The organism is Stenotrophomonas sp. 116085_Sma (genome assembly GCF_056479585.1).
This window is the reverse complement of the sequence record NZ_CM151057.1, coordinates 554,369-576,726: the sequence shown is the minus strand read 5'-3', so window position 1 is coordinate 576,726 and position 22,358 is coordinate 554,369. Positions and strand designations below refer to the sequence as shown.

The window sequence follows — 22,358 nt, the reverse complement described above, 5'->3', positions numbered from 1 at the left end:
CTGCGCCAATTGCAGCCGAGCATGGGCTCGGCTCTACACCACGCGTACAGCGCCACTGGCCTAGCGCGCGGGCACCTCGGTGCGGATGCCCATCGCTTCGCGGTAGCGTGCGTACAGCGCCATCACCTTGTCCACATAGGCCAGGGTTTCGGCATACGGCGGCACGCCCTTGTAGCGGGTGACCGCACCGATACCGGCGTTGTAGGCCGCCGCCGCCAGCGGCCGGTCACCGTTGTAGCGGCGCAGCAGCGCGCGCATGTAGCGCGCGCCACCATCGATCGACTGCTGCGGCGAGAACGGATCGCGCACGCCGAATTCCTGCGCGGTCTCGGGCATCAGCTGCATCACGCCCTGCGCACCTTTGCTCGAGACCGCCAGCGCATCGAAGTTGCTTTCGGCATGGGCAATCGCGCGCAACCAGGCGTCATCCACGCCGGTAGCCTTGGCGGCGGCCTTGAACTGCTTGGCATGCTGCGCCAGCTGCGGCTTGCCGACCTTGCCAAGGCCCTCGTGGGCGGGCTCACCCGGCGGCGTGGCCACGGTGAACTTCAGGAACACCCGCGAACCAGGCAGGTTGCGGGTGGAATAGACCAGCACGCCATCCTGCTCGCGCTCGTACAGCACACCGCTGAACACACCCATGTTGCCCCACAGGTTCGGTGTCTGGATGGCGTTGTCGTCGATTTCCCTGGGGGTACAGCGCGAGCCGGGTTCCGGGGCGGTGGCCAGGCTGACGGTGTTGCCCTGCACGCAGCGGTAGACGGTGCGTGCGGCGGCCAGCCCGGGCCACAGGCTGGGCAGCAACAACAGCGCAAGCAGGAAGGGGCGACGGGACATGGCGGCCGGATGATCCGGCCACGCCCGCTAATGTTGGGTGAATGGGGATGGGGCGGGTACCGGGACCCGCAACGGAACTGGAACTGGAACCGGCACCGGTAGCTGCACCGGTAGAGTCGACTGTTAGTCGACTATCGCGCGCAGCGCGGGGATTTGCGGTGGCCCATGGGAGAGCAGTCGACCAACAGTCGACTCTACCGATTTCCGACGTTCCGACGTTCCGGTTTCCGACGTTCCGGTTTCCGACGTTCCGATCTCCAACGTTCGCGATTTCCGGCATTGCCGCCCCCTCCGCATCCCCGGTCATTTCGCCGTTCTGCATCGCACCCAGTACCCCACACCCAGCAGCACGAACCACACCGGGCTGGCCACCAGCGCCTGGCGGGTGTCACCCTGCAGGCTCAGCAGCACCAGTACGCCGGCGAAGAACACCAGGCAGGCCCAGCACATGGCGACGCCGCCGGGCATCTTGAAGATCGAAGCAGCGTGGCGCTCCGGGTAGCGACGGCGATAAGCCATGTAGGCCACCAGGATCAGCGACCAGACGAAGATGAAGAGCACGGTGGCCAGTGTGGTCACCAGGGTGAACGCCGTCACCAGGTTCGGGATCAGGTAGATCAGCAACGTGCCGCCCAGCAGGCACAGGCAGGAGAACAGCAGGCCGCGGGCCGGCACCGCCGCGCGTGACAACCGCGACAGCCCCCGCGGTGCGTGGCCCTCTTCGGCCAGGCCGTACAGCATGCGGCTGGTGGAGAAGATGCCGCTGTTGGCCGACGACGTGGCCGAGGTCAGTACCACGAAGTTGATCAGGCTGGCCGCGGCCGGAATACCGGCCAGCACGAACAGCTGCACGAACGGGCTTTTGTCCGGCACCACCTGGCGCCACGGCGTGACCGCCATGATCGCGATCAGCGCCAGCACGTAGAAGATGATGATGCGCACCGGAATCGAATTGATCGCTTTGGGCAGGTTGCGCTCGGGGTCGGCGGTTTCGGCAGCGGTGGTACCCACCAGCTCGATGCCGACGAAGGCGAACACCGCAATCTGGAAGCCGGCGAAGAAGCCAACCAGCCCCATCGGGAACATGCCGCCGTCATTCCACAGGTTGGACAGCGCCGCGGTGTGACCGCTGGGCGAGGTGAAGCCCCACGCCACCAATCCGGCACCGGTGATGATCAGCGCGCAGATCGCCACGATCTTGATCAGCGCAAACCAGAATTCCATTTCACCGAACAGCTTCACCGTCACCAGGTTCAACGACAGCAGCAGCATCACGCACGCCAGCGCCGGCTTCCAGGCTTCAAGCCCGGGGAACCAGAACTGCGCGTAGGCGGCAATCGCGATCACGTCGGCGATGGCGGTGACGATCCAGCAGAACCAGTACGTCCATCCACAGAAGAATCCGGCCCATGGGCCGAGCAGATCGGTGGAGAAATCGATGAAGGACTTGTAGTTCAGGTTGGACAGCAGCAGCTCGCCCATCGCGCGCATCACGAAGAACAGCATCGCGCCGATGATCAGGTAGACGAAGACGATGGACGGGCCCGCCAGGCTGATGGTCTTGCCCGAGCCCATGAACAGCCCGGTGCCGATGGCACCGCCGATGGCGATCAGTTGCAGGTGGCGGTTGGACAGGCTGCGGCGCAGGTGCTCGGGGGGCGTGGCGGGCTCGGTCATGGGCGCGGGAAGGGGCGGGTGAAGCGTTCGACGGTAGTCCTCCGTGCGCCGAAGCGCCAGCGCCGGATGGGCTGATTCCGTCAAACCTGGCCGCTTTCATCACAATGTGACGAATTGCCGGGTCATGCCCATTCCGCCCGGCCCGGCGCCATGCTCAGATAGCCGCACCTGCCCACGGACCGGCCCGACCATGCGCCCTGCCCTGCCTGCACTGCTGGAGCCCCGGCCATGAGCCGCCTGCGCGTCATCATCGGCGGTACCGCGCTGGCCCTGCTGGCCGCCGCGGTACCGATCGCCGTCATGGCCTACGCCACCTGGGACCGTGCCGTCAGCGTGGAACAGGAACGCCTGCGCGACATCGCCGTGCGCACCCTTCGGCGATCGGACCTGTCCTACCACGAGGCACTGCACGCCCTGCGGTCGGCGCAGGCCAGCGTGGCACAACCGTGCACGCCCGAGCATATCCGGCGTATGCAGACGCTGGTGATGACCACGCCGGCGGCCGACCAGATGGGCTATTTCGAAGACGGCAAGCTGCGCTGCACCTCGTGGGGGACTTTCCATTCGGACGTGAACCAGCCCAAACCCGACCACGTCACCAGTGATGGCGCGGGAATCGCGGTGGACGTGCGCCCGGAGGCCAGCGGCCGGCGGCAGATGCTGGCGATCCTGTATGGCAGCTACGACGTGCTGATGGATCCGCGCCGCTTCGTCGACGTCATCGTCGATCCGCACGTGCGCCTGGCCCTGGCCAGCCCGGATGGGCGCCTGTTGGCCAAGCAGAAAGGCATGGACACGGCGTTGCTGGAAGCCATGCTGCGCAATCCTGGCGAGGGCCTGGACCAGAACACGCTGTACGCGACCGCACGCAACGAGGAATGGCTGGCGATCGCAACCACGCCACGTACCGCGCTGGCTGCCACGTTCCGGCAGCAGGCGTGGTTGTTCGTGCCGCTGGGCGTCCTGCTGGCTGCCGCCGGTGCCGGCCTGGTGATCTGGCTGTCGCGGCGCCGCCTGTCGCTGCGCGGTGAACTGGCCACCGCCATCCGCCGCCGCGAACTGTACCTGCACTACCAGCCGATCATCGAGCTGGATACCGGCATCTGCGTCGGCGCTGAGGCATTGATCCGCTGGCAGCGCCCGGATGGCACCCAGGTGCGTCCGGATCTGTTCATTCCGCTGGCCGAAGAGGCCGGCATGATCGCCGACGTCACCGACCTGGTAATCGAGAACGTGGTGCGCGACATGCGCGAGTTGCTGGTTGCCGATCGCAGCGCGCACATCGCGATCAATCTCGCCGCCGAGGACATCAGCAGCGGTCGTGCGTTGAAGATGATCTCCAAGCACATGGCCGGCAGCGGCATCCTGCCGCAACAGATCTGGATGGAGGCCACCGAGCGCGGCTTCCTCGACCTGGACCGCGCCCGCACGATGCTGGCGCAGGCGCGGCGCGCTGGCCACAGCGTGGCCATCGATGATTTCGGCGTGGGCTTCTCCAGCCTGCAGTACCTGGAGCAGCTGCCGCTGGATGCGCTGAAGATCGACAAGTCGTTCATCGATGCGATCGGCACCGAGAGCGCGACCAGCCCGGTGACCCCGCACATCATCGACATGGCCAAGGAACTGGGGCTGTGGGTGGTGGCCGAGGGCGTGGAGACCGAAGCACAGCTGGCCTACCTGCACAGCCGCAAGGTGGAATTCGGACAGGGCTGGCTGTTCTCGCGACCGCTGCCCCGGGATGAGTTCGTGGCGTTCCACCACAAGCGGCAGCAGCGCTACGGCGCGGCGCGGGAGGACATGCAGAATCCGCGCAGCGTGCCGATCGAGCGTGAGGGAGTGGAGTAGGACGGCGAACGGCGGAGCCCCTCGTGGGGGGTCGCGTACTGCTATCCCAGGGTTGGCCGGGACGGTCGGGTTCGCGGGGGACGCCGTAAACCCGTCCATGGGGGCTTGGCCGCGGCATCCATGCCGCGGACACCCCCGCGAACCCGACCGCCCCGGCCTCTGACAGGTTCCTGCAGCGTCCCACCCCGGAATCAACGGAAGAAGGCAAAAGCAAAAGCAAAAGCAAAGGCAAACGCGGGTCGCTGCGCTCGGTGGATCCACGCCATGCGTGGATGGCGTGAACCACGGTAGTGCCGGCCGTTGGCCGGCACCACATCACCGATGATCGCGGCCTACACCCAGGCCTTCGGCCGCGCCAGCAACCATGCAGCGGTCACCGCCAGCAGCAGCAACGGCAACCATCCCAACCGGGTGGGCCCACCGGCCTGCAGCAGCACACCACCCGCCACACCTCCCGCAGCGATGGCCAGGTTCCAGCCGGTCACCAGCATCGACTGCGCCAGATCCGCTGCGGCACCGGCGCGGCGGGCGAGTGCGGTCTGGAACAGGGTCGGCACCGCGCCGAAGGCCATGCCCCACAGGATCGTTGCCAGCAGCAGCGCGGTCGCGTCGCCCGGCCACAGCAGCAGCGCCAGCACCGGCAGGATGAAACCGATCACCGCCGCCCACACCAGCGTGCGCAGGTGGCGGTCCACGCCCCAGCCGGCAATACCGATACCGGCAATCGCCGCCAGGCCGAAGGCCAGCAGCAGGCGGTCCAGCCACGGGCCCGCTCCGGCCTCCACTGCCAGCGGTTCGATGTAGGTGTAGAGCACGTTGTGCGCGAGCACGTACAGCACCATCACCAACAGTGCACTGCGCACGCCGGGCATGCGCCAGACTGCGCCCAGCGATGTGCGCTGGCCGGCACCGGCGACGGGCAAGGCTGGCAGCGCCCAGCGCGCGTAGGCCAGCAGCCCCACGCCCAGCACGCTCATCAATGCGAACGCCCAGCGCCAGCCGATCTGCTGGCCCAGCAACGTGCCCGCCGGAACGCCGAGCGACAGCGCCAACGGCGATCCGACCATTGCCACCGCAATCGCCCGGCCCTGCAGCGAGGGCACCACCATGCGTGCGGCGTAGCCAGCCACCAGTGACCACAGCAGCCCGCCACTCACGCCCGCCAGGAAACGCGCGGCCAGGATCAGGGGATAGCTGCTGCTCAGCGCGGTCAGCGTATTGACCACCACGAAGCCGGCAATCGCCGCCAGCAACAGCGGGCGTCGTGGCAGGCGCTGGGTCAGCGCGGTCATCGGCAATGCGGCCATCACCGAGCCCAGCGCATACACGCTCACCAGCTGCCCCACCGCCGCATCACTCACGCCCAGGCTGTCGCCCATCGGCCGCAATACACCGGCCGGCAACGTCTCGGTCAGCAGGGTGATGAAGCCGCCGCCGGCCAGTGCCAGCAGGCCGGCCCATGGCAGACGCGTGGCTTCACCGGCCGGGCTGGCCGCATCGATGGCATGGCCGCTCATCGTGCAGTCCCCAGGTCGGCATACACCGCATCACGCAGTTCATCGACAAAGGCGCCGTCCATGCCTTCGTACAGCGTGTTGGTCAGCGCTGCCACGCTCAGGCCGCGCGCAGGGTCGACGAACCAGCTGTGGCCGTAGGCACCGCCCCACCGCCATGTACCTGCGTTCTGCGGCATACCGCTGGCGGCCGCATCGCGCAGCACCGCAAAGCCAAGACCAAAGCCCCAGCCGTGCGGTTCCGGCGGCCCCTGCTCGCCCACCTGCGGGGTCGCCATCTCCGCCACCAGCCGGGGCGGCAGCAGGCCGGAACGCTGCCCGTCGCGCAATGCCTCCAGTACCCGCATCACCTCATCGGCGGTACCCACCAGGCCCGCGCCGGCCCAAGGGAACCGGCTGGCATCGGTCGCGCGGGCGAGGCTGTACTCGATGCCCACCGTGCCCTCGAACGGGGCGACCACCTCGCCTTCGCGCAGGCGGTGCGGCTGCGGTGTGTCGGTGACATAGGGCGTGGCCAGCCGTGCCGCATCGTGGGTGGCGAAGGCGGTATCGCGCAGGCCCAAGGGCGCAGCCAGCAAGCGGGCGAACAAGGCCTGCAAGGTCTCGCCGGTCGCCGCCTCGGCCACCGCACCGGCCACGTCCACGCCCAGCGAATACAGCCACTGGCTGCCCGGTGCGAACAGCAGCGGCGCCTGCGCGATGCGGCGCACGTTCTCGGCCAGGGTCAACGGGTTGGCATCCATGCCGTCGCTGACACCCGCGCGCGCATAGGGGCCATCCGCATCGGCTTCGAGGAAGCGGTAGCCCAGCCCACTGCTGTGGCTGAGCAGCTGGCGCAGGCTGATGGGCGGCGTGCTGCCATCGGCCAGCGCCGGGCGGAAGTCCGGCAGCCAGCGCTGCACCGGTGCATCCAGGTCGAGCACGCCCTCCGCCACCAGGCGCAGGATTACCGTGGTCAACAGCGGCTTGCTCACCGAGGCCAGCCGGAACAGCTGATCGCGCTGCATCGGTATAGCCGACTCGCGATCCGCCAGGCCCGTGGCGCTGGCATGGCGCAGCACGCCGTGCTCGCGCACCAGCACCACCGCACCGACCAGGCGCTGCGGGTGGACCTGCTGCAACAGCCGCTGCACCGAAGGCAGTGTCGGCACAGGTTCGAAGGAAGGAGCGGCATTCATCGCGGTGATCCGTGGAGGAGAGGCCGCCACGTTAGGCAGCGGGCGTCCGCGCAAAAAGCCGGTTGCCGCTCCGGGCATCATGGACCGCGCAGTCCGCAATCGGCATGATGGCCGGAACTGCAGGGCCACAACGGTTCGCGCGCCTGCCCGCATCACAGTGTTGCAAAGCCGGGACCGCCCGCCGCGGTCCCGCCCACCTACCCTGCTGTTTTCACCGCCCGCACGCCCATGTCAGTCCTGGACAACCTCGCCAACCTGCAGACCTTCGTGCACGCCGCCGACACCCGCAGCTTCGTCGAGACCGGGCGCCTGCAGGGCATATCCGCCTCGGCAGCGGGCAAGTGCGTGGCACGGCTGGAGCACGCCCTGGGCGTGCGCCTGTTCCATCGCAGCACGCGCAGCATCACCCTCACCGCCGAGGGCCAGCTGTTCCTGGCGCGCTGCCGGCGCATTCTCGACGAGCGCGACGCTGCCCGCACCGAACTGGCGCAGCCACACGCCTCACCCAAGGGCACGCTGCGCATCAGCCTGCCCCTGGTCGGCGACCTCACCCTGCCGTTGATGGCCGAATTCATGGCGGCCTATCCGGACATCCGCCTCGACCTGGATTTCAGCGATCGGCTGGTCGATGTCATCGAGGAAGGTTTCGATGCCGTGCTGCGCGTCGGTGAGCCCAGCGACTCGCGCATGAACGCACGGCGGCTGGGCGTGTTCCCGCGCCGCATCGTCGCCTCGCCCGCCTACCTGCAGCGCCGCGGCATTCCGCGCACGCCCGCGGAACTGATGCAGCACACACTGCTGCATTACCGCTTCCCCAGCACCGGCAAGCTGGAACCGTGGCCGATCCAATGGCCCGATGATCAGACGCCACAGGAACTGCCGGTGCACATGGTGGCCAACACCATCGAAGCGCGGGTGGCACTGGCGCTGCGCGATATCGGCCTGGCCTTCGTGCCGGTGCACTCGGTGCGCGATGCGCTGGCCGACGGTCGCCTGGTCACCGTGCTGGACGAGCATGTGCATTCCTGCGGCATCTTCCACCTGTTGTGGCCCTCCGGCCGCCACGTGCTGCCGAAGCTGCGGGTGTTCATCGATTTCGTCAGCGAACGCCTGGAAACCGTGCCGTAGATCCACGCCATGCGTGGATGCGTCTCGCGGCGAAAGGCAGCCGAGCATCGGCTCGGCTCTACAGAACCACCCGACCGTCGGTAGCGCCGGGCCATGCCCGGCGGCCGCGCACCTGACCATTCAGCCACTGCCGCTATACTGGCCGCTCATTCCTCCCAGAGGCTCGCGACCAATGCGCCATTGATGCCGCCGTCTTCCCAACAGACGGCCTGACTCTTCCCGCCCCTGCGCGCAGGGGAGAACCCGGCATCCATGGAGGTCGCATGACCCCGCATTCCCTCACGCTCGATCGCGTGTCGTATCGGCTGGCCGACGGCCGCCCGCTGTTTTCCGATCTGTCGTTTTCCTTCGATCCGGTTGCCACCGGCCTGGTCGGTGCCAATGGTGCCGGCAAGAGCGTGCTGGCACGCCTGCTGGCCGGCCGGCTGTTGCCCGACAGAGGCCAGGTACGCGGCAGCGGCCGCGTATTCCTGTTGCCCACGCCCGGCTATCCACCGTCCGGCACCGTGGGGGAGCTCGCCGGCGTCGGCGAGGAACTGGCTGCACTGGCGCGCATCGAAGCGGGCAGCGTGGACGAAGCCGACTTCGCCCGCGTCGGCGACCGCTGGGATCTGCGCGAACGCCTGCAGCAGCAATGGCAGGCATTGCGGCTGCCGGACGATCTCGATCCCGCCCAGCCCGCCGCACGCCTCAGCGGTGGCCAGGCGATGCAGGTGGCGCTGTCCGGTGCCTGGGCCAGCGACGCCGACTGGCTCATCCTGGACGAACCCAGCAACCATCTCGACGTTCGGCATCGACAGCAGCTGTACGAACAGCTGCAGCAATGGCGTGGCGGCCTGCTGGCGATCAGCCACGATCGCGAGCTGCTTGGGCACATGCAGCAGATCGTCGAACTGGACGCGCGCGGACTGCACCGCTATGGCGGGCCGTGGCAGCACTACGCCGACGCGCGTGCCGCCGAACGCGAAGCTGCCGCCGCCCAGCTCGACCACGCGCGCGCCCAGCACCGCCAGCAGCAGCGCAGCGCGCGTGAACAGCACGAACGGCAGCAGCAACGCCAGGCACGCGGCAACCGCGATGCGAAGCAGGCCAACCAGGCGCCGATCCTGCTGGGCCGGCAGAAGCAGCGCGCCGAGGCCAGCCATGGCCGTGCTCAGCAGGTCCAGGCCGAGCGCCTGCAGGCCAGCGCCGACCAGCTGCGCGCAGCGGCATCAGCGGTTCACGCGGCGCCGGAACTGGCGCTGTTTGCCGGTGAAGGCGAACGCGGCAGTTCACGCCTGCTGCAAGCGGAGTCGCTGGCGCTTCCGCATGGGTGCAGCGCTCCATTGCAGCTCGAGATCCGACGCGGGCAGCGCATCGCTGTGATCGGTGACAACGGTGCTGGAAAATCCACCCTGCTGCGTGTGCTGGCAGGGCAGCTGCCTGCACGCAGTGGCACCGTGCAACGGCATGCGCCATTGGCACTGCTGGACCAGCAGCTGTTGGGATTGTCCGGCGGGCACAGCATCCTGGAGACGGTGCAGGCGGCGAACCCAGGTACCGATGTGGGAGAACTGCGCACGCGGCTGGCCCTGCTCGGGCTGGACGCACAGCGCATCCAGCGGGCAGCCAGCAGCCTCAGTGATGGCGAGCGGGTGAAGGGGGCGCTGGCCAGCGTGCTGTATGCCGATACCGCACCCCAGCTGTTGCTGCTGGACGAACCCGGTAATGCGCTGGATCTGAGCGCGTTGCAGGCATTGGAAGAGCTGCTTGCTGCGTGGCCGGGGGCACTGATGATGGTCAGCCATGACCGGCATCTGCTGCAAGCATTGCGACCGACGCACGTGCTGCAGGTCACCGCCGACGCCTGGCAGTGGCGCGACGCGCTGTAGATCCACCACGCCATGCGTGGATTCGATTCTGTAGAGCCGAGCCCACGCTCGGCTGCAGTAGATCCACGCCATGCGTGGATGGAATGGTCCTCCAGCCGAGCGTCGGCTCGGCTCTACAGGAACCGTTAGCTCAACGCTTCCACACCGGGAACGCCTGTGGCAACTGCTGCCACAGCAGCGGGCCCGCACGCAGTTCCTGGTCATTGAGCAGGCAGGCATCCAGCTCCGCACGCACCGCGCGCTCATCCATGTGCACGCCAATCACCACCAGTTCCTGGCGACGATCGCCCCACAAGGGATGCCACAGCCGCTGCATCGCCGCGTGCGCGGCCGAATCCGGGAATTCCTCCAGGCCCGGCAACGGTGCGCTCCAGCAGTCGGCCTGCTGGCGTGCCCAGCCAAGATCGCTGTAAGGCAGCGGTGTCGGCGGCAACAGCGGTGTGGTGTCCTCCATGCCCGCACGCACGCGATCGCGCGCGGCGTACCAGAATCCCGCCGCCTGCGTGCGCGTCGCTGCGCCCACGATATTCAGTTCGCCCACCCAGTCCATGCGGTTGGCCAACCAGAACCAGCCCTTGCTGCGGATCACGCCGGGCATCCCCGACTGCAGCGCGCGGGCGAATCGCGCGGGGTGGAACGGACGTCGCGAGCGGTAGACAAAGCTGCCGATCCCGTACTCCTCGGTTTCCGGCGTGTGCTCGCCACGCAGTTCCTTCACCCAGCCCGGCGCACGTTGTGCACGCTCCATGTCAAAGCGACCGGTATCCAGCAGTTCGGCCAGTGGCACATCGCCGAAGCTGGACAGCAGCAGCTTCGCGTCCCGGTTCAGCCCACGCAGCACCGCCAGCGTGTCCTGCAGTACCTCGTCGTCCACCTGGTCCACCTTGCTGACCACGATCACGTCGGCGAACTCGACCTGCTCGCACAGCAGGTCAACCACCCCGCGGTCATCCTCCGGGCCGGCCTGCTGGCCACGCTCGGCCAGGCGTTGTGAGGAACCGAAGTCGGCAAGGAAGGCGCTGCCATCCACCACCGTCACCATCGTGTCCAGGCGCGCAATGTCACTCAGGCTGAAGCCGTGCTCGTCGCGCACCGCGAACGTCGCGGCCACCGGCATCGGCTCTCCGATCCCGGTCGATTCGATCAGCAGGTAGTCATACCGACCTGCATCGGCCAGGCGCCGCACTTCCTGCAGCAGGTCATCGCGCAGCGTGCAGCAGATGCAGCCGTTGCTGAATTCCACCAGCGTCTCTTCGGTGCGGCGCAGCTCGGCGCCACCTTCGCGCACCAGTTGTGCATCGATGTTGACTTCGCTCATGTCGTTGACGATGACCGCCACGCGCAGGCCCTCACGGTTGCGCAGGATCTGGTTGAGCAGGGTGGTCTTGCCGGCCCCGAGGAAGCCGGACAGCACGGTGACCGGAAGGCGGCGGTCGGCGCGGGAAACAGTGTTCATGTCGGAGCGGGTTGGCTGCGGAACGGAAATGTTACTGTATAACAATTGTTGCGCAAGGAACCTCCCCCGATGAAGTCACCTTCTGCCGCCCTGCTCGATGCCGGCGCGGTCGCCCTGTCCAGCCTGTGCCTGCTGCACTGCCTGGCGCTGCCCCTGCTCGCCGCCGTGTTGCCGCTGTTCGGCGCGTGGGCCGAAGCGGAATGGGTGCACCTGCTGTTCGTGGCCATCGCCCTGCCGCTGACCGGCTACGCGCTGTGGCGGGCCGAGCGCCGTCATCCGCTGCCCGTGCTGGCCTGGGCCACCGCCGGTGCCGGTCTGGGGCTGTTGCTGGCCGGCGCGCTGGCGCTGCCCTCGCATGACTGGGAAACGCCGATGACCGTTACCGGCAGCCTGCTGCTGGCGGCGACGCATCTCTGGAACGCGCGGCACCGGCACGCAGGGTAGAGTCGACTGTTAGTCGACTATCGCGCGAAGCGCGGGATCTCATGCCGCCTGGGCAAAGAGCAGTCGACTAACAGTCGACTCTACCCCCCACGGCCTATTTGCCGTAGCGGCGCAGCAGCTCCACCAGCACTTCGGCTTCGGCGGCCCGCTGTTGCGGGTCTTCCGCGCCCACCACATGCTCCTGAAGGTGCTCGTGCAGCAGCTCCATCAGCAGGCTGTGGGCAGCACCGCGTACCGCGGCGACCTGCACCAGCACATCCGCGCAGTCACCCGCCTCGCCCTCGGGCCTATCCAGCGCCTGTTCCAACGCCGCCACCTGGCCGCCGATACGGCGAACGCGGGTCAGCAGCTGCTTTCGATGCTTGTGTACATGGGCCATGGCGATATCGTATACCCTATGGGGGTATCCTTCCACCCCTGGTCTGCCCATGCATCTGGACGCCCTCGCCGCCGCCCGCCGCCACGAACACCGCTTCGACGACGGCAACCCGCTGGCCGAACGCAATACCCGCCGCGCCATGTGGCTCACCGTCAGCATGATGCTGGTGGAGATCGTTGGCGGCTGGTGGTTCAACTCCATGGCCGTGCTCGCCGACGGCTGGCACATGAGCTCGCACGCGCTGGCACTGGGCCTGTCGGTGTTCGCATACCGCTGCGCACGCCGCTATGCGCACGATCCGCGCTTCGCCTTCGGCACTTGGAAGATCGAGATCCTGGCCGGCTACACGAGCGCCATCGCCCTGCTCGGCGTCGCCGCACTGATGGCCGTGCAGTCACTGGAGCGGCTGTGGGTGCCGGCACCGATCCATTACGACGAAGCCATTGCCATTGCGGTCGTCGGCCTGGCGGTGAACCTGCTGTGCGCCTGGTGGCTGCACGACAGCCCGGGGCATGCGCATCACCACCATGGGCACGCCCATGGCGATCACCACGGGCATGACCACGCGCACCACGATCACGCGCATGGTCACGACCTGAATCTGCGCTCGGCCTACGTGCACGTTCTGGCCGACGCCGCCACGTCGGTGCTGGCCATCGTTGCCCTGCTCGGCGGCAAGCTGCTGGGCCTGACCTGGCTGGACCCGGTGATGGGCCTGGTCGGCGCGGTACTGGTCACGGTGTGGGCAGTGGGCCTGCTGCGCGACAGCGGCCGCATCCTGCTGGACGCGCAGATGGACGCACCGGTGGTGGCCGAAGTGCGCGAAGTGATCGAACAGGGCCCCTGGCCGGCACGCTTGGCCGACCTGCACGTCTGGCAGGTGGGCCGCGGCAAGTACGCGGTCAGCGCCAGCGTGGTCACCAGCGATGCCAGCCTGGATGCCGATACCGTGCGCAACGCGCTGGCCATCCACGAAGAGCTGGTGCACGTGACAGTGGAGATCCACCGCAGCTGATCCTGCGCGACCGCGGTCGAATCTGTAGAGCCGAGCCCATGCTCGGCTTGCCGTTGCCTTTGTAGCGCCGAGCCATGCTCGGCTGTCGCAGGCCATCAGCCGAGCACGGGCTCGGCTCTACAGTCAGAGCTTCAGCATCATCCGCAGCAGGTACATCAGCAGCGGCAGCGCGCTGATCACTGCGCCAGCAATGCCGATCCACGGCCAGCGCTCGCCGCGCACGCGCGAAGCCACTGCCAGGCCGCCGCCGACCAGCGCCGCGCCCAGCACACCCACGCCCAATCCCGCAGCCATGCCATTGCCGCCTGCGGCCGCCGCCGCCTGCGCAGCCAACGTGCCCGCGCCCCAGCCCACTGCAATGCCCAGCCAACTGGCCACGCCGCACCACGGTGCCTTGCCCTGCGCCATCCGAAAACCCCTGTGTTCTTGCCGAATTTCTGTACGGGCCGTGCCCGCCTGCTGCCTACACTAGCCGCACCTGCCCTGTAGGGACATCCCATGCGCACGCTCCGCCTGCTGCTGCCCGGTGCCCTCCTCCTGCTCACCGCCTGTGGGGGTGACGCCGGGCTCCCGTTCTCCGCCGATCCCCTGCAGGGCTGCTTCGCCACCAGCGCGCGCAAGCCGGCCGATTTCCGCATCGAGCGGGAAGGTGGCCAGTACTTCGTCTCCTTCAGCCGCGGCGACCAGTGGCAGCGCGAACCCAATGCCCTGCACAAGGCCTCCCGCAGCGAGATCAGCCGCTATTTCCGCGATGACGCCGAACAGATCGACGAGGCGCTGATCCGCATGGCCGGCGGCTTCGGCATCTTCCACTTCAACAAGGGCGCGACGTTGAAGGGCAAGGCCAGTGATAGTGACTACATGGCGCTGATGCTGATCGGTGCTGGGCCGGTGTATGCAGTTAAGTGCCCGTAAGACGCAATGATTCTGATGGCGGCGCAGGGCACTATAGGTACATCCTGTCTCCATTGAGGAGCGATGCCAATGCTGCTGTTTCTGCTGCTTGCGGTAAGCGCGCCGAAGACCCAAGGGGCCTATGACGAAGTCCGGCAGCTGTCCGATGGCCAGACCCTGATCATGCGCATCCTGGACTGGGATCTCGGTGATGGTCGCCACCAGCGGGTTACCGTTCACTGGCTGCTGCAGGAAGACGGCAGCCTGCGCTACGACTTCGATCGGCAGCCACCGGAAACCCAGGAGGTCCACCGTCGGTCGTGCGCGCTGCAGGGCATGCAGCCCTCACGTGGCGTCGGCATGATCTCAGGAGAAGGAGCCACGCACGGCTTCAGCTGCACGAGCCAGCTGTAGAGCCGAGCCCACGCTCGGCTCCGCCATGCCGGTATCCACGCGTGGCGTGGATCTACCGCAACAGCAGCCACGCGTGGCCCCGGCAGCAGCTGCGGTACCATGCCCTCCCCCGAACCGCCCCGGTACCTGCCGTGCCCCACTACACCGGCCCCCTGCTGACCCGCGACAGCACCGATACCCTGCGCCGTGCCCATGACAAGGGCGCTGCCGACTGGCAGGGCTCGCTCGACCTCGGCCGCAGCGAGGACAGCGTGGCGCTGGATGGCGGCGGTTTCCACTTCCGTGGCCAGGCCTACCCGTGGCCCGGCAAGCTGAAGGACCGCACGCTGTACTACTGGGATGGCGAGGAGTTCGCGCCGATTTCGCGCTACAGCGGTTCACTGATCAAGCTGGTGCCCACCGAATGGGGCGCACCGACCTTCGAGATCGACGGCATCAAGATGCTGCCGACCTCCAGGCTGTCACCGTTCGAGGATGCACGCCGCAAGGTCGAGCTGGTCGCCCCGGCCGGCAAGGTCATCCTCGATACCTGCGGCGGCCTGGGCTACTTTGCCGCCTGTGCGCTGGAAGCCGGTGTCGGCCAGATCCGTTCGTTCGAGAAGAACGCCGACGTGATGTGGCTGCGCACGCTCAACCCATGGTCGCCGGATCCGGACTCGGCGGCCGCCGGGGGCCGCCTGCAGTTCAGCCACGGCGATGTCTCGCAGCAGATCGAGCAGGTGGCCAGCAACAGTGTCGACGCGATCCTGCACGACCCGCCCCGCTTCGGCATCGCCGGCGAGCTGTACTCGCAGGTGTTCTACGACCACCTCGCCCGCGTCATCCGCAAGGGTGGCCGCCTGTTCCACTACACCGGTGCGCCGAACAAGCTGACCAGCGGCCGCGATGTGCCGCGTGAAGTGGCCAAGCGCCTGGAAAAGGCCGGTTTCAAGGCCGAGCTGGCGCTTGACGGCGTGCTGGCCGTCAAGCGCTGAGCCTCACTCCGAATCCACCTTGGCCAGCTTCATCACCCACGCCGGCACCTCGGGTTCACCGGCGTAGAACTCCTTCGGTTTCTTCTCCGCCATCGCCCAGCGGTGCAACCAGCTCGGGCCGTAACGGCCGCTGTAGCCTTCGGCACCACGTGTATAGGCCGGGTCACGCATCGCCTCATCCAGTGAGATGAAGCGATAGCCGCGGCGCTTCGTCGCCGCCACCAGTTCGGCGAACGTGGCCGCATTGAGTTCGTTGGCGTGCATCAGCCACACCTGCGGCAGCGCATAGCCCAGCAGCGCCTGCGACTGCTTCTCGTAGTAGTCCAGCTTGTTCAGCATGTAGGGCACATAGCCTTTGCGCAGCTGCGCCAACGTCGCCTCGCGTGCCGGGGAATCGGGCTGCTCGTTCATCACGTTGGCATAGGCGAACGCCCACACCCACTCGCCGTTGTCGACGGTGACCGGTGCTACGCGATAGCCGTGGTTCTTGAAGAACACGTCCATCTCCGCACGCTCTTCCGGTGTGCGGCCAGCCCGAAGATAAGGATGGCGCATCCACTGCGGTGCCTGTCCGCGCTCGGCCAGCAACGGCCGCAGCACCGTCTCGCCACGCAGGAAGTCCTGCTGGAACGCAGGCACGCCCTTGGCATTCAGGTCCATGTGCGAGTAGGTGTGGTTGCCCAGCGCATAACCGGCGTCCAGCCAGTCGCGCAGCATCTGCACCCGCGCCGGGTGCACCTGGCCGTCGATCTCAAGCTTGTTCTCGTTGACGAAGCCGACCACCGGCACGTCCGCCTGGTGAAGCTGCGCCATCAGCGCTTCGTGCCGCGCCTGAAGATCCGGCGGAACGATCTGGTCCACCCGCGCCCAGGGCAGGTCGTCGATGGTCACCGCGATCCGGCGATCCACTTCAGCGGCGTGTACCGCCAACGAACACAGCAGCAACGGCACAGCACGCAGCAACCAACGCATCAGCACTTCCTTGCAGGAGCGAAGCGCAGACTGTAGCGCGATTGCGGGCGCGTGGTTGGTCACACATCCGTCAGGGGCTGGGCGACTGCACCTGACGTTCGCGCACGATCGCCCGCCACAGCATGAATCCTGCAGCCATTGCCACCAGTATCAACGCGACCAGCACCAAGGCAAGGTCATCGGGATTGCGCAGCAATGGTGCATGCGCGCGGGTAAGAATCTCGAACACCACCTGCTGCGCCTGGGCCAGCGGCAACCGCCCCTGCTCACCCAGCTCCACCAGGCACGCTGCCGGCGAAAGCGTGGCTACGCTGGTCCACGCCATGTCATACAGATGCAGGACGCGAGTGGCCAGCACCAGGATCACGGCATGCAGTGCCATCAACCCCCAGTTGGCCCATCGCAACCGTTCCGACAAGCGACCCAGCCGATAGATGCTGATCGACATCGCACCCAGCAGAGCCAGAACCACTCCGGCCGTCGGAACCCACTGCAACGGTTGCCACGGCGCCAACGCGGTGGAACGTGCCATCAGCTGCTCGGCCACCTGCATGCGTGCGGCAGAGTCCGGGCCACCACAGGCTTCATCCACCGGCTCCAGCAGCAACCCCACGCGGGTGTGGAAGAAGCCGGCGGCAAGCGCCACCGCCAGCAATGCCACCACCTGCAGTACCAGCAGGATCGGGCCCGGGCCGCAGATACGGCAGAAGCGGGTAGCAGCAGAGGCCATCGGTTCATCCATGACAACAAAGGACCATCCTAACCAAGCGCCCTGTGCTTGTCGGCTGGCGGATACGACAACCGTCGCGTGGTCCCGGTAGGATGTGGATGAGCATGGATGGCCGTATGTAGAGGTGTTGTGGATGGTCACGCTGTATCTATGGGTGCGGACGCTGCTCCCGCTGCTGGCGTTCGTGATCGCGTGGATGCTGCTGTCGCGTCTGATCAAGACCCGCGTGGCGCGCCTTCCACGCGTTCCCTTGAACCTGCCCGAGCACAGCAGCAGCCCGCGCCGGAAGGACCGGCGCATCTACGCACGCAAGCTGCGGCGCAGACCGGGCCTGCGCACCGCAACGCGCCCGGCCACCGCGCCGCGCAGCTGGAACCTCGCGGCGGTGTTCGTTTCGTTCTCTGCGTTGATCGCCACCGTGCTGGTCATGCCGGATGGCGCGCGCTTCCAGGTGATGGTCGAGAGCCTCACTGGCTACCCGGCCACGATTGCAGAAGTACATGTTCCCGCTGCCGGGCAGCCTCTCGTGCTGCAGGCGTGGCAGCCCTCACTGGCGCAGCTGTCGCGGCCGGTAGCGATGCGCTACCCGATCGGGCGCACCGGCGGCGAGCATGAGGCACGCGCCACGCTACCGGTACAGGTGAGGCATCAGGGTGATCGGCTGCAGGTGGCTGCGGCCTTGCCGGTGGATACCAATGTGCTGCGTGCAGAGCTTGCGCGCTTGGCGGGGCTGCCGGTTGAGGCCATCACCGTCCGCCAGAACAAGATCGCGCCCTGGCTGGAACCCGGCTGGAAGCCGCTGGCCAACCTGTAGAGCCGAGCCCACGCTCGGCTGCTGTTGCCCGCCGACCAAAGGCACGCGCTGGGCGCGTAAGCCGAGCATGGCTCGGCTCTACAGATCAGGATCCCCGCGGTAGCTTCGCGGCCCACATGTTGTCCACCAGATTCGGATAACGTCGCCCATTCTCTTCCGCACGCTGCCGCGCCGCCTCTTTCTGCGCAGCTGACAGCGGCTGCGACGTCTGGCCCTTCGGGTTGGGCTTCTTCCACGGGGGTGTCTTGGTCTGGCGCATGGCCGCAGCTTACCGCTTCAGGAAGTTCAGCAGCGCCAGATTGAAGTGGTCGGCATGGCTTGTGTTGCAGCCGTGCGGCGCGCCTTCCAGGATCACCACCTCGCTGCCCGCAATGGCCCGGTGCGTGCGCTGGCCAGAACCTTCAAACGGCACGATGGCATCGCTGTCACCGTGCAGAATCAGTGTTGGCACGGTGATCTTCTTCAGATCGTCGCGAAAGTCGGTGGTCGCGAACGCGTGCATGCAACCCAGCGCCGCCGCCTGATCGGATTGATGGCACAGCGCGATGGCCGCCTGACGCGTCTCTTCGGTCACCATCAGCTGGCCATTGGCGCTGAAGAAATCGCGGGTGAAGCCATCGAAGAACGCCTCGCGATCCTTTTCCAGACCGCTGCGCATTTCGTCAGCCTTGTCCTGGGTCAGCGGGCCGTCCGGGTTGTCGTCGCCGCGCAGCAGGAACGGCGGCACCGCCGCAGCGAACACCACGCTGTGCAGGCGCTCCTGGCCATGGTTGGCCACGTAACGCGCCACCTCGCCACCGCCCATCGAGAAGCCGACCAGGGTGACATCGCGCAGATCACGTTCCTCGATCAACCCGGCCAGGTCCGCCGCCAGCGTGTCGTAGTCATAGCCATCGGCAGGCTTGTCAGAACGGCCGAAGCCACGACGGTCGTAGCTGATCACCCGGTGCTGCGCGTCGCGCAGGATCGACACCTGCGTCTTCCAGGCATCGGCGGACAGCGGCCAACCGTGAATCAGAATGACCGGGCGGCCATCGCCACCGGTGTCTTCAACGTGCAGGCGGATGCGGGAGGCAGGCATGGGAGCTCCTGTGGAAGGGGAGGATGTCAGGCTAGAGTCCGGGCCCTATCGCGGTCGTGATGGAATCGCCTGTGGCCATGACACCCTCTGCACAGGCCACGCCACCCGGCCGATCCACCGAGGCGGGCATTCACTCCCTGGAAATCCCGTTTCGTCGCAGGGCAGCTGCGGCCCCCAGAGCGGCGTGCGAGCCTGCGTGAATCCCGTCCTGGAGCCTTGCCATGCTGCTGCTCACCCTGCCCCTGCTTGCTGCCGGCCTGGCCGCCACGCCGAACGCTACCGAAACCCTGCGCGAGCAGATCCACCAGGCCGACGCGCAGCTGTTCGCCGCCGCGTTCGACGACTGCGATGCCGACAAGGCCGCGACCATGACCACTGAAGACATGGAGTTCTTCCATGACAAGGCGGGCAAGTCCGCCAGCAAGCGCGACGACTTCCGCCGCAGCGTGGCCGCCCTGTGCGAGAGCACGCGCGCCAACCACACCCACCTGCGCCGCGAACTGGTGGAGACCTCGCTGCAGGTGTTTCCGCTGCACGACGATCGCGCCCTGGAAATCGGCGACCACCGCTTCCACGAGCGCGATGCAAAGGGTGTCGAGCACTGGACCGGCCAGGCGCGCTTCATCCAGGTCTGGCGCCGCGTGGACGGGCGCTGGCTGGCCGAGCGGGTGATCAGCTACGACCATCGGCCGGCGGACTGACCGCCGCGAAGCGGTGGTTCACGGGCCGGTTCTATACTGCCCGGGTCCATCACGACCTACCGCTGCAGATCGCCCCATGGCAGAGATCACCCCCAACCACCCCGAGTACGGCCTCAACCAGCAGATCCGCCAGGGCGTGGCCGCACTGGACGCCCAGCATGGCCGTCCGTTCGACCAGACCAGCGAACGCCTGACTGCCAGCCTGACCGTGCTGGCCCGCGAGCAGGGCCTGCAGCAGGTCGACCACGTGCTGGTCAGCCATGCCACGGCCAACCAGCCGGCGGGACACAACATCTTCGTGGTACAGGGCGACCCGGCCAATCCGGCGCACCTGCGGGCGATGATGCCGACCGCAGTGGCCGCACAGACGCCGGTCGAGCAATCGATGCAGACGCTGGGCATTGCCCCGCAGCAGCCCGCCATGGGGCAGCTGCCCGAACAGCAGGCCCGTGAGCAGGAACAACAGCAGAACCCGGCACACCGCCTGGGCTGAGCCGCCTCCAGCGTTACTGGCGACCCAGCGCTGGAAGGTCGACTCGCCGTGCGCTTGCCGCCCTAGGCCATGCGCGGCCCGGACTGCTCCTGCACCTGGCGCTGCTGCAGCTCATCCTGCGAGCGCGCCTGCCCCGACTGTGACAGCTGCTCAGCGCGCTCGAACGAGGTTTCTGCCGGTGTCTGCGCGGCCAGCGCAGTTGGCATGCTGGCCCGCAACTGTGCCGGGTCGTTGCGCTCCCCCTGGACGATGAAGATGCTCTGCGCCACATCCGCCTGCGCTGTGCGATCGCTCAACAGCACATGGTCGACCTGGGTCAGACCGTTGGCCTTGGCCAGCGCGTACAGGCTGGCACTGATGTTCTCGCTGGTGGCATCGAAGGCACGGCCACGCTCTGCATCGAGCCGGGCCACGCCTTGGTGGATCTGCGAGAACAGCGGGTCATTGCTGTGGCGGGCCAGATGGTCACCGCTTCGTTCGCCCATGCCCTCAGCGTCACTCAGCATGTGTTGCTTGAAACTGCGCTCCGGCAGGGGATTGGTTTTCCTCTGATTGAGCTCGCTGTCCGGAAACGGCGGGTCAATGCTGTCCACACCGTGGATGTTGCGCAGCGGTCGGAATGCATCCTTGCCTGCCCCCTTGATGTCAAGAGGAATGCGAACATCCGGAAGAAGCTGGCCGGCGGGACCTCCCAGCGCGTTCACGTCGATGCTGCTTTTCCGCTGGATGCCCGCGTGATTCAGCGCTTCCCAGGTGAAGTCCACGCAGTTGTGGCGAACATCCTGATAGTGCTTGCTGAAGCCGAATTTCTCCGGGTCCGAGCCGAACTGCTGGAGCTTCCTGTACTGCTCTTCGCTGATCTCGAGGGTACGGGTGTAGCGCGGGTCTCTATAGACCGTTGCGTCATCCTCCATGATGGCGCCAGGACCATTCATGCTTCCGTGCTCCTTGGGAGCAAATCCATAGCTCTTCGCAGGCACGCCGGGTGCATGCAGGACGTAGAACATATGTCCTGGGGCAGACGTCTGCGGAACACCCTCAGCGTCGACGGCCTGCTTGTGCGTCCTGGGGTCGATCAGCGGTGTGCCAGGTGCAGCAATAACGATCTCTACGGTATAGCGCGGCTTGTCCATAAGGTGACTCCTTCGTTCCTTCCAGTGGCGAGGTTGATTACTTGCCTGGCGGCCGGGCTGCGTGTACCCGCAACTGAGCCGAGTAATGCTGCAGTTCCGGCGAGGCCTGCACAGTGCGAACCTGTACGCGATAGCGGGTATCAGTTTCCAGTGGCAGAGCAACCAGGCTCAGCGTGTATTGGCCGTCACTGCCCATGTGCGGCGACGTATACCGCCATTGGCTGGATGCATGCCATTCCGGAAGCTGTTCACCTGCATTGAGCACCCCGGCCTGATAGCTGTCGTAGGTGGGAACATCCTTCCAGGCATCAGTGCCCCATTGCTGCAGGGTCACCTCGAACGGGACCCTTGATGTGCCCACGTCAGGCTCGTCCGGCCTTCGTGTCCCTTGGCGCTGCAACTCCAGCTCCAGCGCATACGTGCGACCCGGCTTGAAGTTGCGGGCATTCGTCTCGAACTCGAACCGCACCGCCTGGCCAGGCTCGGCAACGATAATTGGCTTGACCAGATCCAGTGGCTCCGGCGCATCCGGTACGCGGCTGCTGCAGGCGCCGAGTGCGCCCGCCAGCGTGAAGACCAGGCCGGCGCGCAGCCAGCGGTGGATACCCAGCATGATTCAGATCCTTTGGCTCCCTGCCATGGGCTTCAACCCTAGCGGGTCGGCGCTGGGCACTGCAACCATGCAAAGAAAAAGGCAGGGTCTGCACCCTGCCTTCTTCACACCGAGAATCACCCGGCGGGCCAGAACATCCGGGTGGTGCAGGGCGATCCGGCCAACCCGGCGCACCTGCGCGCGAATCCCGCACCG

24 protein-coding genes and 1 pseudogene are annotated in these 22,358 nt (G+C 67.0%); 12 read left to right on the top strand and 13 right to left on the bottom strand.

Features of this window, described 5'->3' with window-relative positions; translation table 11 throughout:
• Positions 1-60: 60 nt before the first annotated feature.
• Positions 61-837, bottom strand: coding sequence for a transglycosylase SLT domain-containing protein (locus ACZK0Z_RS02605; protein WP_197632999.1), 777 nt, complete (start codon positions 835-837; stop codon positions 61-63).
• A gap of 303 nt (positions 838-1,140) precedes the next feature.
• Positions 1,141-2,514, bottom strand: coding sequence for a D-serine/D-alanine/glycine transporter (gene cycA, locus ACZK0Z_RS02600; RefSeq protein WP_197632997.1), 1,374 nt, complete (start codon positions 2,512-2,514; stop codon positions 1,141-1,143).
• A gap of 228 nt (positions 2,515-2,742) precedes the next feature.
• Between cycA and ACZK0Z_RS02595 the strand changes: the two genes are divergently transcribed.
• A complete protein-coding gene (locus tag ACZK0Z_RS02595; protein WP_197632995.1) occupies positions 2,743-4,359 on the top strand; it encodes an EAL domain-containing protein in 1,617 nt (538 codons plus the stop codon).
• A 332-nt stretch (positions 4,360-4,691) separates the two neighbouring features.
• On the opposite strand, the gene ACZK0Z_RS02590 is transcribed toward ACZK0Z_RS02595, so the two are convergent.
• The gene (locus ACZK0Z_RS02590) at positions 4,692-5,876 is read right to left on the bottom strand and encodes an MFS transporter (RefSeq protein ID WP_197633163.1); all 1,185 of its coding nucleotides are present in this window, start codon (positions 5,874-5,876) and stop codon (positions 4,692-4,694) included.
• Positions 5,873-7,051: a serine hydrolase gene (locus ACZK0Z_RS02585; protein ID WP_197633164.1), complete on the bottom strand. Its 1,179-nt coding sequence runs from the start codon at positions 7,049-7,051 to the stop codon at positions 5,873-5,875. The genes ACZK0Z_RS02590 and ACZK0Z_RS02585 overlap by 4 nt, the downstream gene beginning before the upstream one ends.
• Before the next feature lie 228 nt (positions 7,052-7,279).
• On the opposite strand from ACZK0Z_RS02585, the gene ACZK0Z_RS02580 reads away from it, so the two are divergent.
• Together ACZK0Z_RS02580 and ACZK0Z_RS02575 are read left to right on the top strand one after the other, a co-directional pair.
• On the top strand, positions 7,280-8,179 hold the full coding sequence (locus ACZK0Z_RS02580) for a LysR substrate-binding domain-containing protein (RefSeq protein WP_197633165.1): 900 nt from the start codon (positions 7,280-7,282) through the stop codon (positions 8,177-8,179).
• A 263-nt stretch (positions 8,180-8,442) separates the two neighbouring features.
• Positions 8,443-10,050, top strand: a complete 1,608-nt coding sequence (locus tag ACZK0Z_RS02575; protein WP_197633166.1) for an ATP-binding cassette domain-containing protein — start codon at positions 8,443-8,445, stop codon at positions 10,048-10,050.
• A 130-nt stretch (positions 10,051-10,180) separates the two neighbouring features.
• Here the strand turns inward: ACZK0Z_RS02575 and ACZK0Z_RS02570 are convergent, their stop codons facing one another.
• Positions 10,181-11,506, bottom strand: a complete 1,326-nt coding sequence (locus ACZK0Z_RS02570) for a GTP-binding protein (protein ID WP_197633167.1) — start codon at positions 11,504-11,506, stop codon at positions 10,181-10,183.
• A gap of 69 nt (positions 11,507-11,575) precedes the next feature.
• Here ACZK0Z_RS02570 and ACZK0Z_RS02565 point away from each other — a divergent pair, with 69 nt between their 5' ends.
• Positions 11,576-11,950, top strand: a complete 375-nt coding sequence (locus ACZK0Z_RS02565) for a MerC family mercury resistance protein (RefSeq protein WP_197633168.1) — start codon at positions 11,576-11,578, stop codon at positions 11,948-11,950.
• A gap of 94 nt (positions 11,951-12,044) precedes the next feature.
• Here the strand turns inward: ACZK0Z_RS02565 and ACZK0Z_RS02560 are convergent, their stop codons facing one another.
• Positions 12,045-12,329 carry a metal-sensing transcriptional repressor gene (locus ACZK0Z_RS02560; RefSeq protein ID WP_021204443.1) on the bottom strand — a complete coding sequence of 95 codons (285 nt, stop codon included), beginning with the start codon at positions 12,327-12,329 and terminating at the stop codon, positions 12,045-12,047.
• Positions 12,330-12,378: 49 nt separating this feature from the next.
• On the opposite strand from ACZK0Z_RS02560, the gene dmeF reads away from it, so the two are divergent.
• The gene (gene dmeF, locus ACZK0Z_RS02555) at positions 12,379-13,344 is read left to right on the top strand and encodes a CDF family Co(II)/Ni(II) efflux transporter DmeF (protein WP_197620052.1); all 966 of its coding nucleotides are present in this window, start codon (positions 12,379-12,381) and stop codon (positions 13,342-13,344) included.
• A 123-nt stretch (positions 13,345-13,467) separates the two neighbouring features.
• Here the strand turns inward: dmeF and ACZK0Z_RS02550 are convergent, their stop codons facing one another.
• Complete coding sequence (locus ACZK0Z_RS02550; RefSeq protein ID WP_197633169.1) at positions 13,468-13,752, bottom strand: hypothetical protein; 285 nt, start codon at positions 13,750-13,752, stop codon at positions 13,468-13,470.
• A gap of 90 nt (positions 13,753-13,842) precedes the next feature.
• On the opposite strand from ACZK0Z_RS02550, the gene ACZK0Z_RS02545 reads away from it, so the two are divergent.
• The 3 genes from ACZK0Z_RS02545 (at position 13,843) to ACZK0Z_RS02535 (ending at position 15,626) form a co-directional block, all read left to right on the top strand.
• On the top strand, positions 13,843-14,259 hold the full coding sequence (locus tag ACZK0Z_RS02545) for a hypothetical protein (RefSeq protein WP_049428668.1): 417 nt from the start codon (positions 13,843-13,845) through the stop codon (positions 14,257-14,259).
• 69 nt (positions 14,260-14,328) lie between these two features.
• Positions 14,329-14,652, top strand: coding sequence for a hypothetical protein (locus ACZK0Z_RS02540; RefSeq protein WP_197633170.1), 324 nt, complete (start codon positions 14,329-14,331; stop codon positions 14,650-14,652).
• Between the two features lie 89 nt (positions 14,653-14,741).
• Positions 14,742-15,626 carry a class I SAM-dependent methyltransferase gene (locus ACZK0Z_RS02535; protein ID WP_414489348.1) on the top strand — a complete coding sequence of 295 codons (885 nt, stop codon included), beginning with the start codon at positions 14,742-14,744 and terminating at the stop codon, positions 15,624-15,626.
• 3 nt (positions 15,627-15,629) lie between these two features.
• Here the strand turns inward: ACZK0Z_RS02535 and ACZK0Z_RS02530 are convergent, their stop codons facing one another.
• Together ACZK0Z_RS02530 and ACZK0Z_RS02525 are read right to left on the bottom strand one after the other, a co-directional pair.
• The gene (locus ACZK0Z_RS02530; protein WP_197633172.1) at positions 15,630-16,598 is read right to left on the bottom strand and encodes a polysaccharide deacetylase family protein; all 969 of its coding nucleotides are present in this window, start codon (positions 16,596-16,598) and stop codon (positions 15,630-15,632) included.
• Between the two features lie 70 nt (positions 16,599-16,668).
• Complete coding sequence (locus tag ACZK0Z_RS02525) at positions 16,669-17,328, bottom strand: hypothetical protein (RefSeq protein ID WP_197633173.1); 660 nt, start codon at positions 17,326-17,328, stop codon at positions 16,669-16,671.
• A gap of 133 nt (positions 17,329-17,461) precedes the next feature.
• Here ACZK0Z_RS02525 and ACZK0Z_RS02520 point away from each other — a divergent pair, with 133 nt between their 5' ends.
• Entirely contained in the window at positions 17,462-18,142 is a 681-nt protein-coding gene (locus ACZK0Z_RS02520; protein WP_197633174.1) for a hypothetical protein, read from the top strand.
• 85 nt (positions 18,143-18,227) lie between these two features.
• Here ACZK0Z_RS02520 and ACZK0Z_RS02515 read toward each other — a convergent pair whose 3' ends face one another.
• Positions 18,228-18,401: a hypothetical protein gene (locus ACZK0Z_RS02515; protein ID WP_180848820.1), complete on the bottom strand. Its 174-nt coding sequence runs from the start codon at positions 18,399-18,401 to the stop codon at positions 18,228-18,230.
• A 9-nt stretch (positions 18,402-18,410) separates the two neighbouring features.
• The gene (locus tag ACZK0Z_RS02510) at positions 18,411-19,223 is read right to left on the bottom strand and encodes an alpha/beta fold hydrolase (protein WP_197633175.1); all 813 of its coding nucleotides are present in this window, start codon (positions 19,221-19,223) and stop codon (positions 18,411-18,413) included.
• Positions 19,224-19,444: 221 nt separating this feature from the next.
• Between ACZK0Z_RS02510 and ACZK0Z_RS02505 the strand changes: the two genes are divergently transcribed.
• Both ACZK0Z_RS02505 and ACZK0Z_RS02500 read left to right on the top strand, forming a co-directional pair.
• Positions 19,445-19,924 (top strand): DUF4440 domain-containing protein, encoded by a 480-nt coding sequence (locus ACZK0Z_RS02505; RefSeq protein ID WP_197633176.1) that lies wholly within the window; start codon positions 19,445-19,447, stop codon positions 19,922-19,924.
• Positions 19,925-20,000: 76 nt separating this feature from the next.
• The gene (locus ACZK0Z_RS02500; protein ID WP_049428654.1) at positions 20,001-20,417 is read left to right on the top strand and encodes an XVIPCD domain-containing protein; all 417 of its coding nucleotides are present in this window, start codon (positions 20,001-20,003) and stop codon (positions 20,415-20,417) included.
• Positions 20,418-20,479: 62 nt separating this feature from the next.
• Here ACZK0Z_RS02500 and ACZK0Z_RS02495 read toward each other — a convergent pair whose 3' ends face one another.
• The gene (locus ACZK0Z_RS02495; RefSeq protein ID WP_197633177.1) at positions 20,480-21,550 is read right to left on the bottom strand and encodes an XVIPCD domain-containing protein; all 1,071 of its coding nucleotides are present in this window, start codon (positions 21,548-21,550) and stop codon (positions 20,480-20,482) included.
• A 37-nt stretch (positions 21,551-21,587) separates the two neighbouring features.
• Entirely contained in the window at positions 21,588-22,163 is a 576-nt protein-coding gene (locus tag ACZK0Z_RS02490; RefSeq protein WP_197633178.1) for a hypothetical protein, read from the bottom strand.
• 108 nt (positions 22,164-22,271) lie between these two features.
• Here ACZK0Z_RS02490 and ACZK0Z_RS02485 point away from each other — a divergent pair.
• A pseudogene (locus tag ACZK0Z_RS02485) lies at positions 22,272-22,346 on the top strand (XVIPCD domain-containing protein); the annotation flags it as partial.
• Positions 22,347-22,358 lie beyond the last annotated feature (12 nt).

Bases quoted from the DNA above. Each gene is read 5' to 3' on its own strand.
- ACZK0Z_RS02590 (WP_197633163.1), bottom strand. From the start codon at position 5,876: ATGAGCGGCCATGCCATCGATGCGGCCAGCCCGGCCGGTGAAGCCACG.
- ACZK0Z_RS02550 (WP_197633169.1), bottom strand. From the start codon at position 13,752: ATGGCGCAGGGCAAGGCACCGTGGTGCGGCGTGGCCAGTTGGCTGGGC.
- ACZK0Z_RS02525 (WP_197633173.1), bottom strand. From the start codon at position 17,328: ATGGCCTCTGCTGCTACCCGCTTCTGCCGTATCTGCGGCCCGGGCCCG.
- ACZK0Z_RS02570 (WP_197633167.1), bottom strand. From the start codon at position 11,506: ATGAACACTGTTTCCCGCGCCGACCGCCGCCTTCCGGTCACCGTGCTG.
- ACZK0Z_RS02605 (WP_197632999.1), bottom strand. From the start codon at position 837: ATGTCCCGTCGCCCCTTCCTGCTTGCGCTGTTGTTGCTGCCCAGCCTG.
- ACZK0Z_RS02495 (WP_197633177.1), bottom strand. From the start codon at position 21,550: ATGGACAAGCCGCGCTATACCGTAGAGATCGTTATTGCTGCACCTGGC.
- ACZK0Z_RS02490 (WP_197633178.1), bottom strand. From the start codon at position 22,163: ATGCTGGGTATCCACCGCTGGCTGCGCGCCGGCCTGGTCTTCACGCTG.
- ACZK0Z_RS02580 (WP_197633165.1), top strand. From the start codon at position 7,280: ATGTCAGTCCTGGACAACCTCGCCAACCTGCAGACCTTCGTGCACGCC.
- ACZK0Z_RS02530 (WP_197633172.1), bottom strand. From the start codon at position 16,598: ATGCGTTGGTTGCTGCGTGCTGTGCCGTTGCTGCTGTGTTCGTTGGCG.
- ACZK0Z_RS02510 (WP_197633175.1), bottom strand. From the start codon at position 19,223: ATGCCTGCCTCCCGCATCCGCCTGCACGTTGAAGACACCGGTGGCGAT.
- ACZK0Z_RS02505 (WP_197633176.1), top strand. From the start codon at position 19,445: ATGCTGCTGCTCACCCTGCCCCTGCTTGCTGCCGGCCTGGCCGCCACG.
- ACZK0Z_RS02565 (WP_197633168.1), top strand. From the start codon at position 11,576: ATGAAGTCACCTTCTGCCGCCCTGCTCGATGCCGGCGCGGTCGCCCTG.
- ACZK0Z_RS02560 (WP_021204443.1), bottom strand. From the start codon at position 12,329: ATGGCCCATGTACACAAGCATCGAAAGCAGCTGCTGACCCGCGTTCGC.
- ACZK0Z_RS02540 (WP_197633170.1), top strand. From the start codon at position 14,329: ATGCTGCTGTTTCTGCTGCTTGCGGTAAGCGCGCCGAAGACCCAAGGG.
- dmeF (WP_197620052.1), top strand. From the start codon at position 12,379: ATGCATCTGGACGCCCTCGCCGCCGCCCGCCGCCACGAACACCGCTTC.
- ACZK0Z_RS02545 (WP_049428668.1), top strand. From the start codon at position 13,843: ATGCGCACGCTCCGCCTGCTGCTGCCCGGTGCCCTCCTCCTGCTCACC.
- ACZK0Z_RS02520 (WP_197633174.1), top strand. From the start codon at position 17,462: ATGGTCACGCTGTATCTATGGGTGCGGACGCTGCTCCCGCTGCTGGCG.
- ACZK0Z_RS02575 (WP_197633166.1), top strand. From the start codon at position 8,443: ATGACCCCGCATTCCCTCACGCTCGATCGCGTGTCGTATCGGCTGGCC.
- ACZK0Z_RS02595 (WP_197632995.1), top strand. From the start codon at position 2,743: ATGAGCCGCCTGCGCGTCATCATCGGCGGTACCGCGCTGGCCCTGCTG.
- ACZK0Z_RS02585 (WP_197633164.1), bottom strand. From the start codon at position 7,051: ATGAATGCCGCTCCTTCCTTCGAACCTGTGCCGACACTGCCTTCGGTG.
- cycA (WP_197632997.1), bottom strand. From the start codon at position 2,514: ATGACCGAGCCCGCCACGCCCCCCGAGCACCTGCGCCGCAGCCTGTCC.
- ACZK0Z_RS02500 (WP_049428654.1), top strand. From the start codon at position 20,001: ATGGCAGAGATCACCCCCAACCACCCCGAGTACGGCCTCAACCAGCAG.
- ACZK0Z_RS02515 (WP_180848820.1), bottom strand. From the start codon at position 18,401: ATGCGCCAGACCAAGACACCCCCGTGGAAGAAGCCCAACCCGAAGGGC.